The sequence below is a fragment of the Kribbella sp. NBC_00662 genome (assembly GCF_041430295.1).
Taxonomy (GTDB): domain Bacteria; phylum Actinomycetota; class Actinomycetes; order Propionibacteriales; family Kribbellaceae; genus Kribbella.
Window position 1 is genome coordinate 2,954,284 of record NZ_CP109029.1, and the last position, 13,117, is coordinate 2,967,400.

Below are 13,117 nucleotides of genomic sequence, written 5' to 3' on the forward strand. Positions count from 1 at the left end.
CTCCCGATGAGCGGCGGCTGGGCGGCATCACGCGCGGTGAGTGAACACTCACACCCAAAACTCGCACCGATGAGGTCTCCGAGGGCAGAGGTGGCTACTGTCGTCAGGTGCAGAAATGGCCTGGTCGTCCTTACCCTCTCGGAGCCACGTACGACGGCGCCGGGACGAACTTCGCGCTGTTCTCGGAGGTTGCCGAACGAGTGGATCTGGCCCTGATCGGTGACGACGGGACCGAGCAGTTGGTCCAGCTGACCGAGGTGGACGGTTTCGTGCACCACGCGTACCTGCCGGGGGTGCAGCCGGGGCAGCGGTACGGCTTCCGCGTGCACGGCCCGTACAACCCGGCCGAGGGCCACCGGTGCAACCCGTCCAAGCTGCTGCTGGATCCGTACGCGAAGGCGATCGACGGACAGATCGACGGGGACGAGTCGCTGTTCAGCTACCGGTTCGCCAAGCCGGACGAGCTGAACACGATGGACAACCGCGAGCACACCATGCTCTCGGTGGTCACCAACCCGTTCTTCGACTGGAGCAACGACCGCCCGCCGGGCCACGCGTACCACGAGACGGTCATCTACGAGGCGCACGTCAAGGGCCTCACCAAGACGCACCCGGGGCTGCCGGAGAACATCCGCGGCACGTACGCCGGTATCGGGCACCCGGCAACGATCGAGCACCTCAAGGAGCTGGGGGTATCGGCGATCGAGCTGATGCCGGTGCACCAGTTCGCCCAGGACGGCCACCTGCAGGAGCTCGGCCTGTCGAACTACTGGGGCTACAACACGATCGGCTTCTTCGCGCCGAACAACGCCTACTCGTCGACCGGCACCCGCGGGCAGCAGGTGACCGAGTTCAAGGCGATGGTGAAGGCGCTGCACGAGGCGGATATCGAGGTCATCCTCGACGTGGTCTACAACCACACCGCCGAGGGAAACGAGTTCGGTCCGACCCTGTCGTTCAAGGGCATCGACAACGAGGCGTACTACCGGCTGGTCGACGAGGACAAGCGGCACTACTACGACACCACCGGCACCGGCAACAGCCTGCTGATGCGGCACCCGCACGTGCTGCAGCTGATCATGGACTCGCTGCGCTACTGGGTCACCGAGATGCATGTCGACGGCTTCCGCTTCGACCTCGCGGCCACACTGGCCCGTCAGTTCCACGAGGTCGACCGGCTGTCGGCGTTCTTCGACCTGGTCCAGCAGGACCCGGTGGTCAGTCAGGTGAAGCTGATCGCCGAGCCATGGGACGTCGGCGACGGCGGCTACCAGGTGGGCAACTTCCCGCCGTTGTGGACCGAGTGGAACGGGAAGTTCCGCGACACCGTGCGGGACTTCTGGCGTGGGGAGCAGTACACGCTGGCGGAGTTCGCCTCCCGGCTCACCGGCTCGTCGGACCTGTACCAGGACGACAGCCGCCGGCCGCTGGCGAGCATCAACTTCGTCACCGCCCACGACGGCTTCACGCTCCGCGACCTGGTTTCGTACAACGAGAAGCACAACGAGGCGAACGGCGAGGGCGGCAAGGACGGCGAGAGCCACAACCGCTCCTGGAACTGCGGCGTCGAGGGCCCGACCGACGACCCCGAAGTACTGCGGCTGCGGGCCAACCAGCAGCGCAACTTCCTCACCACACTGCTGATCTCCCAGGGCGTGCCGATGATCGCCCACGGCGACGAGCTGGGCCGGACGCAGCAGGGCAACAACAACGTGTACTGCCAGGACAACGAGCTCTCGTGGGTCGACTGGGAGCTGACCGAGCCGCAGAAGCACCTGCTGGAGTTCACGCGCTCCGTGGTGCGGCTGCGCAACAACCACCCGGTGCTGCGCCGCCGCCGGTTCTTCCACGGCGACACCGGCGTCGACGGCCTCGGTGACCTGGTCTGGTTCACCCCCAAGGGCACCGAGATGCAGAACGGCGACTGGCAGCAGAACGACGCTCGCGCGATCGCGGTGTTCCTGAACGGCGATGCGATCTCCGAGCCGGACCCACGCGGGGAGCCGGTGGTCGACGACTCGTTCCTGGTGCTGATGAACAGCAACTACGAGCCGGTGGACTTCCTCCTGCCGCCAGAGGAGTACGGCGAGAGCTGGACGGTCGCGGTGGACACGACGAGCGCCACCGGGGGAGCGAGTGACGAGCCACTGGTCGCCGGCAACACGATCCAGTTGGAGGCGCACAGCACGCTCGTACTCACCCGCCCGAGGCAGGCCGCCGGATGAGGGGGGTCCCGCAGGCCACCTACCGGTTCCAGCTCCGCGCGGAGTTCGGCTTCGACGCAGCCGCCGCGGTAGTTCCGTACCTGGAGAGCCTCGGGATCTCCCACGCGTACCTGTCCCCGATCCTCCAGGCCGCTCCCGGTTCCACCCACGGATACGACGTGGTGGATCACAGCCGGCTGTCCGAGCCGATGGGCGGACAGCCCGCGTTCGAGCGGCTGTCGGCCCGGTTGGCCGAGAGCCGCATGGGGGCGATCGCGGACGTCGTACCGAACCATGTCGCGGTGCCGACACCAGCCAGCTTGAACAAGGCGCTCTGGTCGGTACTGCGGCTCGGGCCGGGTTCGCAGTACGCGGAGTGGTTCGACGTCGACTGGGGTTCGGGGAACCAGCCGCTGCTGATGGCGGTGCTGGGTCAGCGGATCGGCAAGGTGCTGGCCGACGGCGAGCTGTCGGTGGAGGACGGCGTACTGCGGTACTACGAGCACGAGTACCCGCTCCGGCCGGGGACCGAGGACCTGCCGCTCGCCGCACTGGTGACGGAGCAGTGGTACCGCCTCGCGCACTGGCGGGTCGCTGACGAGGAGCTGAACTACCGGCGCTTCTTCGACGTCGACACGCTCGCTGCGATTCGGCAGGAAACACAGGAGGTCTTCGACGCGACACACCAGCTCCTGCTGGCGTTGCTGAACGAAGGCAAGCTGAACGGCTTCCGCATCGACCACCCGGACGGTCTGGCCGACCCACGCGGCTATCTGCGCCGACTGGCCGAGCGGACCGGCGGCGCCTGGGTTGTAGTGGAGAAGATCCTCGAGGGCGACGAGGAGCTCCCCAGCGACTGGCCCTGCGCCGGCACAACCGGGTACGACGCTCTGCTGCGGGTCGGAGGGTTGTTCGTCGACCCGTCCGGCGCTGCACCGCTCGCAGCCCTGCACTCCGAGCTCACCGGTGCTCCAGCCGACTTCGGACCGGTCGTGGAGGAGGCGAAGCGAGAGATCGTCCAGCACGGGCAGTACGCCGAAGTGCATCGCCTGGTCGAGTTGCTGGCCCGCATCTGCCAGGACGACGTACGGCTGCGTGATCACACCAGGCGTGCGTTCCACGAGGTCGTGGCCGAGCTGCTCGTCCAGTTCGACGTCTACCGCGCGTACGTCGTACCAGGGGAGGAGCCGTCGCCGACAGCCGTGGCCGCGCTGGAGCGGGCGGCCGAGAAGGCGCGGGCGAACCTCGACGAGGACAGGCAGGCCACGCTGGACGTCGTACTGCATCTGCTGCTCGGTCGGGAGACCAGCACGATCGACGAGCGGGCGCGGGCCGAGCTGATCGTGCGGTTCCAGCAGACGTGCGGTCCGGTGATGGCGAAGGGCGTTGAGGACACCGCGTTCTACCGGTGGTTCCGGTTGACGTCGCTGAACGAGGTCGGTGGAGACCCGGAGCACTTCGGCGTCACGCCGGAGGAGTTCCACGCGTACGCGACCCAGCTGAACACGCACTGGCCCAAGACGATGACGACGCTGTCGACTCACGACACCAAGCGCTCCGAGGACGTGCGGGCGCGACTCGGCGTCCTGTCCGAGCAGCCCGCGGCGTGGTCCGAGGCGGTCCGCGAATGGCGTCGACTGTCGGAAGATCACCGCAATCCGTTGCTGGACGGCAGTACGGAGTACCTGTTCTGGCAGACCCTCTTCGGTACTTGGGACGACGGACCGCTCGCCGAGGATCGGATGCAGGCCTATCTGCTCAAAGCGATCCGTGAGGCGAAGCGCAGTACGTCCTGGACGTCACCGGACGAGGAGTACGAGCAGACGGTCGCTACCTTCGTCACCGCAGTCCTGCATGACGACGGCGTCCTCGACTCAGTACGCCGCTTTGCCGACGATCAAGCCGGCTACATCAGGGCAGCGACTCTGGGCCAGAAGCTGGTGCAGCTCACGATGCCCGGCGTACCGGATGTCTATCAGGGCACCGAGTTGGTGGACCTGTCCTTGGTCGACCCGGACAACCGGCGGCCGGTGGACTACGAGCGGCGCATCGAGCGGTTGCAGCACCTGGACAGTGGGGGCAAGCCGGAGGACCTGTCCGACGAGAAGCTGCTGATCACGTCCCGCGGACTCCGCATCCGGCGTCAGTACCCGGAGGCCTTTGCCGGCAGCTACACGCCGCTCCCGACGTCGAACGGACATGCAGTCGCCTTCGCCCGTGGCGACGCGGTGATCACCGTGGCGACAAGACTGCCCGCGGCACTGCAGCGCCTCGGTGGCTGGGGCGACAGCGCGGTAGTACTGCCGAGCGGGCAGTGGAAGAACGTGTTGACCGGTCGCGAGGTCGGTAGCGGTGCTGCCAGGATCGAAGACCTGCTGACGGATCTGCCAGTCGCCCTGCTGGTCAGGAGCTGACATGCACACCTTCCGTGTCTGGGTGCCTGAGGCAACCAACGTCGACCTGGTACTGCGCGACGGTGTCCTGCCGATGCGCTTCGCACCGGACGGCTGGTGGGAACGACACGTCGTCGAGGCACACCATGGCACCGACTACGCGTACTCCGTCGACGGCAGCGACCCGATGCCCGATCCACGCAGCCCGTGGCAGCCGGACGGCGTACACGGGTTCAGCCGGGTCTTCGAGCCGGACCGGTTCGAGTGGAGCGACGACAACTGGACCGGGCGGGACGTCCGCGGTTCCGTGTTCTACGAGCTGCATCTGGGCACCTTCACCGCAGACGGCACGCTGGACGCAGCCGCCGAACACCTGGACTACCTGGCTGTGCTGGGCATCGAGGTGGTCTCGCTGCTCCCGGTCGCGGCGTTTCCCGGCGTACAAGGCTGGGGGTACGACGGTGTGGATCTCTACGCCGTCCACGAGCCCTATGGCGGACCGGAGGCACTGCAGCGGTTCGTCGACCGGTGTCATGAGGCCGGACTGGCTGTCTGTCTCGACGTCGTCTACAACCACCTCGGTCCGAGCGGGAACTACCTCGCCAGCTTCGGTCCGTACTTCACCGACCGCCACTCCACGCCGTGGGGCCCAGCGGTCAACCTCGACGACACGGGCAGCTCCGAAGTACGCCGGTGGATCTGCGACAACGCACTGCGCTGGTTCCGCGACTTCCACGTCGACGCGCTACGGCTGGACGCCGTACACGCGCTGGTCGACGACAGCCCGACGCATCTGCTGCAGCAGCTGTCGGAGGAGACGGCAGAGCTCTCTCGTGAACTAGGGCGGCCGCTGGGTCTGGTGGCCGAGTCCGACCTCAACGATCCGCGCACCGTCGAGCCGGTGTCCACCGGTGGGATGGGCATGACCGCACAGTGGAGCGACGACTTCCACCACGCGCTGCACTCGCTGCTGACCGGTGAGCGGTTCGGGTACTACGTGGACTTCGGCGACCCGGCTGTGTTCGCGAAGACGCTGACGCGGGTGTTCATGCACGACGGGACGTACTCGACGTTTCGCGGCAAGGTCTGGGGTCGTCCGGTCGATCCGCGGAAGGAACACGGCGGTCAGTTCCTCGTTTACACGTCCAACCACGACCAGATCGGCAACCGGGCGCTCGGTGACCGGCCGGCGCTGACACCGGGGCAGCTCGCCATCGGCGCCGCGCTGGTACTGACGTCGCCGTACACGCCGATGCTGTTCATGGGTGAGGAGTGGGGCGCCTCGACGCCGTGGCGGTTCTTCACCGACTTCGGCGAGCCGGAGCTGGCAGAGGCGGTCCGGACCGGGCGGCGGCGCGAGTTCGCGGAGTTCGGCTGGGACGCCGACGAGATTCCGGACCCGCAGGATCCGCAGACCTGGCGCAGCTCGGTGCTCGACTGGTCGGAGCCGGACGAGTCGCCGCATCACGAGGTACTGACGTGGTACCGGCACCTGCTCACGTTCCGGGCGCGGATGCCGGAGCTTCGCGATGACCGGCTGGAGTCCGTCGGGATCTCGTTCGACCCGGCCGGAGCCTGGCTGGTGGTGACGCGCGGCAGCCTGCGAGTGGTCGCGAACCTGGCCGCCGACGCCGCGATCGTGCCGGTCGACGCGTCCCCGCAGTACCTGGTGATGTCGTTCGGCGGGGCCGAGCTGACCGACGGCGGACTGTGGTTGCCCGGTCACGGGGTCGCGATCGTCTCCGTCTGAGACTTTCCAACGCTGCACATTTGTGGGGCAAACCAACACAAGCGGGCGTTCGAGCGTGTTGATCGATGGTGATTTCCGGAATTGCTTGTCTGCCGGGGTCGTCGTGACCGACTGTGGATGGGCCAGCAGGGGACGGGGGGTTTGAGGGAGGACCGGATGACTGTCGGAGGAGTAGACACTTACTACGATTACGAAGAAAAGCAGTGGAAGAGCCGGAGGCTGGGCGGCGGACCGATCCGTCGCGGCCCTGTGTGCCCGGCCCCACGTGCTGCTGACCACGCGGTGCACGACACGACCCACGAGCGGCGCGCGTCCGGCCGCGACCACGAAGTTCCGAAAAGCACACTGAACTGACGACAACCGGTGGCAGGGCCCGCCAGACCAGGTCACCGTTTCAGCTGTCTGAACAGCCTACGAGCGGCCGTCGTCCGCGAGGCCCGACGGCCGTTTCGGCGTGCCTGTCAACCGGTGGCGGTCAGGCCGTCGTCGGCCGGTAGCCAGCCGCGGTCCGCGGCCTTGACGCCGGCCTGGAAGCGGCTGCGCGCGCCGAGGCGGTTCATGACCCGGGCCACGATCCGCCGCGTCGTCCGGACCGAGATATCGAGGTGTGCCGCGACCAGCTCGTCGGTCGCGCCCAGAGCCAGCAGCCGGAGCATCTCCTGCTCGCGCAGGGACAGGTCTGCCCTGTCCGGCAGCTCCGAGTCGGCCAGCGGTACGGCCTCCGGCCAGAGCCGCTCGAACAGCTCCAGCGCCGTGACGACCACGCTGGTCAGCCGCAGTACTGCGACGCCGCCGCTGCTGGCGTCGGCCGGCAGTACGGCCACCGAGCCGTCGAGGACGATCATGTCCATCGGCACGCGCGGGATCGTCCGGACCGCGACCCCGGCCAGCGACAGCGCGCCGAGGCGCCGGCCGACGGCGGGCGTCGTGCGAGCGCGGTCGGGGTGGATCGCCCGGTAGCGGACGCCGCGCTTGACCTCGCGCGGCCCGAGACCCGGCGTGGCCGGGGCGAGGGTGCTCATCGTGACCACCTCGTTCTGGGCGGAGGCGAGCAGCTCGGCGAGCCCGCCGGACGCGGGTTTCTGAACGCCGGGGACTGGTACCAGAGAGAGCTGACCATTCATGGGACCCACGATGGCGGTGGGCGATGACATATCGATGACATCGCCGGACCGGCCGTGCGGAGCTGGTGGTACGGCGTCGTTCGGACGTGACAGGCCGGGGTCCGGAGCGGTGTGGTTTCCGCGTCGCATAGAGTGACATCTGTCTCGAGAGGAAGGACTCTGCGCGATGGCTGACGCAGACGAGCAGGTGGGCTCGGCGTACCCGTTCGACACCAGCAAGCCGAGCATCGCCCGGACGTACGACTACTTGCTCGGGGGCAAGGACAACTTCGCGGTGGACCGCGCGTTCGGGGACAAGTTCATCAACGAACTGCCCGGCTCGCGGATGATCGCGTACGACAACCGCGGCGCACTGATCCGGGCGGTCCAGGAGATCGTCACGAACACGCCGGTCCGGCAGTTCATCGACCTCGGCAGCGGCCTGCCGACGGCCGACAACGTGCACCAGATCGCCCAGCGGTACGCACCGGACGCGAAGGTCGTGTACGTCGACAACGACCCGATCGTGCTCGCCCACGGGCGCGCGCTGCTCGCGGAGAACGACAACACCACCGTCATCCAGGCCGACCTGCGCGAGCCGAAGGCGATCATCGAGCACCCCGACACCGTGCGGCTGATCGATTTCAGCCTGCCGGTCGGCGTGATCTTCAGCGCCACCCTCCACCACGTGAACGACGACGAGGACCCGGCCGCCATCGTCCGCTTCTGGCGCGACCACATCGCCTCCGGCAGCCACGTCTTCATCAGCCACTTCCGCAGCGAGAACGACCCCCGCAGCCAAGAACTCGAAGCCCTCCTCCAGGGTTCGCTGGGCCGCGGTCGCTGGCGCACCGACGACCAGATCCTCGCCCTCTTCGGCGATGGCTTCACGGTGCTGGAGCCCGGCCTGGTCCCGGCCTCCGAGTGGCGCAACGACGATGCCCCCGAAGACCCCAACGACTACCAACGCCTGATCGCCGCGGTTCTCGCCCGCAAGAACTGACTACTACTGAGGTCCGCCCTCGCGGTGCTACGCGCGACTCCTTCGTCGCCGTGCTACACGCCGAGCCACCCACCCTCCGACCCATCGCCGGGGTTGCGCGCTGTCGTGGGGCTAGGTGGGGAGGTCGATGGACAGGGTTGTGGATAGGTGGTGGCGGGCTGCGGTTTCTAGGGGTTCGGGCCAAGAGAGGGCGCATCGCGCGTGGAGGGTGCGGGCCAGGGGGAGGAAGGCGGTGGCGCAGGCGACGTTGGCGTTGATCACTGATTCTCGGGTGGCCTGGAGGGGTGGGAGGCTGGCGAGGATTTCTTGTCGGTCGGCGGAGAGCAGGCTGTCGAGGTGTAGCACGCCGCCTCGGTCCTCGACGGCGACGTCTTCGAGCATCAGGTCGATCAGCATCTGCCGCAGTAGGCCGACGCCCGATACGCCGACCGCGAACTCCTCGCGCCCGATGGCGACCGGCAGTAGCCCGAGTACCCGCAGGAACTCCACGGTGATCGATTCGACGCGCGCCGGGTCTGGCTGTTTCGGTGGGCGCGGAGCTGCGAGATCAGCGCTCAGACCATGCGGGTCGTACAGCGGCTTCGCGGTCGACCGGGTGCGGCTGCCGATCGCGTCCGGCGTACCAACCGAGACGTCGAAGCGAAGCCAGTCCGGCGTGATGTGGTTGAAGACCCGCGGGCCGAGCGCTCGCCGGAACACCGTCGGGGAGATCTCGTCCGAGAGCTTCGGCCAGTCGTCGCAGAAGCTGTCGGCATCGTCCGCAGCGACGACGACCCACAGATCGACATCGCTGAACTGATCGTTCGTCCCCCGGCCGAAGCTTCCGACCAGCCACACGCCAAGCACCCGGTCGTCCTGGCTGAGCACGTGTTCAGCTCGTTCGATCAGCGCCTGCTGGCCCGAGTCCGTCGTACTGCTGACGTCCATGATGCGCCTCTCAGGGTTTGAGGGCGCGGGTGGCGTAGTAGCCGGGGAGCCAGCCGGCTGTGGCGTCGGCATGGTGTGGGGCCTCGTCGAACGCGGTGATGACAAAGCCGGCGGCTAGCTGCCCGCCGATCTGGTCCGCCATCGTGTGGCTGTACTCCAGCGGCGCATCGGCTCCCCACAGCCGCTCCCGTTCCTCGGCGGGGACGTGCGTCAGGTCGCTGTACGGCAGACGATGGCGGACCACCAGCTCGCCGCGGGTATCCATCGCCTCGTTGTCGAACAGGTACACGTCAGGGTTGAGGAAGCCGCACAGCAGCGTGCCGCCCGGCCGCAGCACGCGGAAGCACTCGCGCCATACGGGTGCGAGCTCGGGCACGAACAGGTTCGAGACCGGGTTGAAGACGAGGTCGAAAGACGCGTCGCCGAACTCCGACAGGTCGCGCATGTCGCCCAGTACCGTCCGCAGCTCCAGACCCTCGCGCTCCGCGACCAACTGATCCTGGGCGAGCTGACGCGGCGAGTTGTCGAAGACCGTGACCCGCGCGCCGGCTGCGGCGAGCGTCGGGCCTTGCTGCCCACCGCCCGAGGCCAGGCCGAGAATGTCGACCCCGGACAGGTCGGCGGGGAACCACGCCCGGTCGACCGGCTTGTACCCGATCAGCACGACGGACCAGTCACCCGTACGTGCCCGCGCGATGGTCTCCGGACTGACCGGGCGCGACCACTCGTTGCCGCTCTCGACCTGCAGGTCCCACGCCGCGCGGTTGTGCGCTACCGGATCAACGCTCACGTCCATACGGTAACGCGCCGATCCCGGCGATAAACCACAGGCGTTGTCGGTCGTGAGAGTTCATGATGTTCGGAAGGCCCGCGGGCACTCGGCGAGGAGATCTGTGCGTAGCGCGATCTTGAACGTGACCTTTGACTACTGGGATACCGCGATGGTCGCGCGGTTCTGGAGTATCTCGAACCCAACGACTGATCGAAGGAGAACTGTGGAGGCATCTGAGGGTGCGCGGGCTACGGATGCGGCGAAGTGGATCGCCTCGTCCTGCGGTTTGGTGGTTGAGGAGGCGGTCGTTCTCCACAACTCGAACAAGTTGGCGCTTCGTCTGCTGCCTTGTGATGTGATGGCTCGGGTCGCGCCCGTCCACGAGCAGAACGCGCAGTTCGAGATCGACATCGCTCAGCAGCTGGTCGAATTCGGTAGTCCGATGGCTGCGCTGGAACCTCGCGTGGAGCCGCGGATCTATGAGCGTGACGGCTTCGTCGTCACGCTGTGGACGTACTACGAATCCGTGGCGCCCGACGTGATCGCACCGGTCGAGTACGCCGACGCGCTCGAGCGGCTGCATGCGGGGATGCGGAAGATCGACATCCCATCGCCGCGCTACACGGATCGGATCGCGGAGGCCCAGGAGCTCGTGGCAAACCGCGAGAGTACGCCGGAGCTCTCAGACGAGGGCCGGGAGCTTCTGGGCAACGCCTTGCGATACCTGCGCCGTACGATCGGCGAGCGCGGCGGCGCCGAGCAGCTGCTGCATGGCGAACCGCACCCGGGCAATCTGCTGAACACGAAGCTGGGCCCGCTGTTCATCGATCTCGAGACGTGCTGCCGCGGGCCGATCGAATTCGACCTCGCGCATGCGCCTGAGGAAGTCACCGCGCACTACCCGAACGCCGATCAGGATCTGGTCGACGTGTGCCGCATCCTCGTGCTGGCGATGATCACCACCTGGCGCTGGGACCGAGCCGACCAATTCCCCAACGGACGCCAGCTCGGCCTCGACGGCCTCGACGAGCTGCGAGAAGCACTCGACGGGGTCCTTTAGAGCTGGCTGAGGGCTGCCCGCAGGAAGGCGTCACGCCTGGCGGTGGCCTCCGGGCTGTACAGGGTCGTTGGGGTATTGAGAGCGGCGACTGCGTCCCAGTACGGGATGTCTGTGGCCGGCCCGCCGGAGGCTGACTCCCAGGCTTCCACGATGTCCGCGGTTGTCGCGCCGTACGTGATGGCTATCTGCTTGCGGAGCTCGCCGAGGTCTACGCCGGGGTTGCCGACGCCGGCTGTTTTCCAGTCGATCAGGGTGCAGGTGCTGGTCAGGTTGCCTGGCCAGACATCGCCGTGGACGAAGACGGTCTCGCCCTCCGGCCGGGAGATGCTCTGGATCAGCTCGTCTGCTTGTCTGAGGAGTGGCGACGTCGGCAGGTGGCCCAAGCGCCGGTCCCTGGCGAAGTCGTCGACCGCGATCGGGCGTGTTCGGAGCGGGAGGCGAGGGCCGGGCTCCAGCCGGATCGCGTGGACCTGTGCAAGCGCGGCACCAGCAGCACGGAGCCGGGCGACGGGCACTGTGCGCGGCCAGGTCGTGTTGCCTGTAGCAACAGTCTCGAGGGTTGCGGGCAAGCAACTGTCGAGGTCCTTCGCGACGAGCCGCGGCGCCCGCAACCCGTGTACTTCGGCGACCTCGAGCGCAGCCGCACCCGTGGCGATCAACTCGGCGTCGATGCGTGGCGTCAGCGAACGCAGTACGAGCTGTCTTTCACGACCACGTACGACGACCCTCAGCCGCCAGGGTCCCTGGTCGTCGTGCAGCGCGTGCACCGACCTGATCACGCCGCCGATCGAATCAGCAGCCCAGTCCAACGTCCGCTCGGTCGGCTCCGCGCCGCCTGCTGTTCTACCCTTCCCGCACTCGGAGAGAGTGCCACCTCACCGGGTAGGGGGCAAGGCACAGTCTCCGCGAAGGCCCGTCCAAGCCTGATCGAACGGCCGGTGATGAACCAAGTAGCCATGTGATTCCTTTTCTAGATCACAGGTGCGAGTCTCCCGTGTACCAGGTACCAGCAGACCCTCCCAGCACGATCGCGGCCGCCCGTACGGTGGAATCCGTGAGCCACAAGGACGACGTACGGGAGTTCCTCACCAGCCGGCGGGCGAAGGTGACGCCGGAGCAAGTCGGGCTGCCCACGTTCGGCGACAAGCGCCGCGTGGCTGGGCTGCGCCGCGAAGAGGTCGCCCTGCTCGCCGGTGTCAGCGCCGACTATTACATCCGGCTCGAACGCGGCAACCTCGCCGGCGTCTCGGAACAAGTCCTCGACTCGCTGGCGAAAGCACTACGCCTCGACGATGCCGAGCGCGCCCACCTGTTCGACCTCGCCCGCGCCTCGACCGGCCCGGTGCGCGGCTCACGCCGTACGACCGTGTCCAAGGTGCGCCCCGGAGTACTGCGGCTGCTCGAGGCGCTCGCCACCCCGGCGTACGTCCGGAACGCCCGCACCGACATCCTCGCCGTCAACGACCTCGCGCTCGTCCTGTACGACGGCATCCTCGACCGCGAGCGCCTGCCGATGAACCTTGCCAGGCTCCTGTTCCTCGACCACCGTGCGCCCGAGTTCTTCCTGGACTGGGAGACCGTCGCCGACGACTCGGTCGCGGCCCTCCGTGCAGAGGCGGGCCGCAACCCGCACGACAAGAGCCTGACCGACCTCGTCGGCGAGCTCGCGACCAGAAGCGACGAGTTCCGCACGCGGTGGGCGCGCCACAACGTCAAGTACCACCGCACCGCCGCGAAACGGCTGCACAACTCCCTGGTCGGCGACCTCGAACTCACCGGCGAAGCCATGGAACTGCCGGGCGACGGCCTGGTCATCATCACCTACACGGCCGAACCCGACAGCCCGGCCGCGGAGTCCCTACGCTTCCTCTCCAGTTGGGCCACCCAACACAGCGAGGCGTAGCG

The 13,117-nt window shown here is 67.7% G+C and carries 10 protein-coding genes; 6 read left to right on the forward strand and 4 right to left on the reverse strand.

What is annotated here, in order from left to right; translation table 11 throughout:
• Positions 1-107: 107 nt before the first annotated feature.
• From glgX to treZ, 3 genes are read left to right on the forward strand one after another with little or no spacing between them, the layout of a single operon-like run.
• Positions 108-2,225 (forward strand): glycogen debranching protein GlgX, encoded by a 2,118-nt coding sequence (glgX, locus tag OHA10_RS14930; RefSeq protein ID WP_371406792.1) that lies wholly within the window; start codon positions 108-110, stop codon positions 2,223-2,225.
• Positions 2,222-4,618, forward strand: coding sequence for a malto-oligosyltrehalose synthase (gene treY, locus OHA10_RS14935; RefSeq protein ID WP_371406793.1), 2,397 nt, complete (start codon positions 2,222-2,224; stop codon positions 4,616-4,618). The genes glgX and treY overlap by 4 nt, the downstream gene beginning before the upstream one ends.
• Position 4,619: 1 nt before the next feature.
• Positions 4,620-6,347: a malto-oligosyltrehalose trehalohydrolase gene (gene treZ, locus OHA10_RS14940; RefSeq protein ID WP_371406794.1), complete on the forward strand. Its 1,728-nt coding sequence runs from the start codon at positions 4,620-4,622 to the stop codon at positions 6,345-6,347.
• 461 nt (positions 6,348-6,808) lie between these two features.
• On the opposite strand, the gene OHA10_RS14945 is transcribed toward treZ, so the two are convergent.
• Entirely contained in the window at positions 6,809-7,471 is a 663-nt protein-coding gene (locus OHA10_RS14945) for a LuxR C-terminal-related transcriptional regulator (RefSeq protein WP_371406795.1), read from the reverse strand.
• Positions 7,472-7,637: 166 nt separating this feature from the next.
• On the opposite strand from OHA10_RS14945, the gene OHA10_RS14950 reads away from it, so the two are divergent.
• Positions 7,638-8,453 (forward strand): SAM-dependent methyltransferase, encoded by an 816-nt coding sequence (locus tag OHA10_RS14950; protein WP_371406796.1) that lies wholly within the window; start codon positions 7,638-7,640, stop codon positions 8,451-8,453.
• A 111-nt stretch (positions 8,454-8,564) separates the two neighbouring features.
• Here the strand turns inward: OHA10_RS14950 and OHA10_RS14955 are convergent, their stop codons facing one another.
• Together OHA10_RS14955 and OHA10_RS14960 are read right to left on the reverse strand one after the other, a co-directional pair.
• Entirely contained in the window at positions 8,565-9,380 is an 816-nt protein-coding gene (locus OHA10_RS14955; RefSeq protein ID WP_371406797.1) for a nucleotidyltransferase domain-containing protein, read from the reverse strand.
• A 10-nt stretch (positions 9,381-9,390) separates the two neighbouring features.
• Entirely contained in the window at positions 9,391-10,170 is a 780-nt protein-coding gene (locus OHA10_RS14960; RefSeq protein WP_371406798.1) for a class I SAM-dependent methyltransferase, read from the reverse strand.
• A 205-nt stretch (positions 10,171-10,375) separates the two neighbouring features.
• Between OHA10_RS14960 and OHA10_RS14965 the strand changes: the two genes are divergently transcribed.
• Positions 10,376-11,212 (forward strand): phosphotransferase, encoded by an 837-nt coding sequence (locus OHA10_RS14965; protein WP_371406799.1) that lies wholly within the window; start codon positions 10,376-10,378, stop codon positions 11,210-11,212.
• Here OHA10_RS14965 and OHA10_RS14970 read toward each other — a convergent pair.
• Entirely contained in the window at positions 11,209-11,991 is a 783-nt protein-coding gene (locus OHA10_RS14970) for a phosphotransferase (RefSeq protein WP_371406800.1), read from the reverse strand. The two genes, OHA10_RS14965 and OHA10_RS14970, sit on opposite strands and share 4 nt — an antisense overlap.
• A gap of 275 nt (positions 11,992-12,266) precedes the next feature.
• Here OHA10_RS14970 and OHA10_RS14975 point away from each other — a divergent pair, with 275 nt between their 5' ends.
• Entirely contained in the window at positions 12,267-13,115 is an 849-nt protein-coding gene (locus OHA10_RS14975; RefSeq protein ID WP_371406801.1) for a helix-turn-helix transcriptional regulator, read from the forward strand.
• Positions 13,116-13,117: the final 2 nt, after the last annotated feature.

Bases quoted from the DNA above. Each gene is read 5' to 3' on its own strand.
- treY (WP_371406793.1), top strand. From the start codon at position 2,222: ATGAGGGGGGTCCCGCAGGCCACCTACCGGTTCCAGCTCCGCGCGGAG.
- treZ (WP_371406794.1), top strand. From the start codon at position 4,620: ATGCACACCTTCCGTGTCTGGGTGCCTGAGGCAACCAACGTCGACCTG.
- OHA10_RS14945 (WP_371406795.1), bottom strand. From the start codon at position 7,471: ATGAATGGTCAGCTCTCTCTGGTACCAGTCCCCGGCGTTCAGAAACCC.
- OHA10_RS14950 (WP_371406796.1), top strand. From the start codon at position 7,638: ATGGCTGACGCAGACGAGCAGGTGGGCTCGGCGTACCCGTTCGACACC.
- OHA10_RS14955 (WP_371406797.1), bottom strand. From the start codon at position 9,380: ATGGACGTCAGCAGTACGACGGACTCGGGCCAGCAGGCGCTGATCGAA.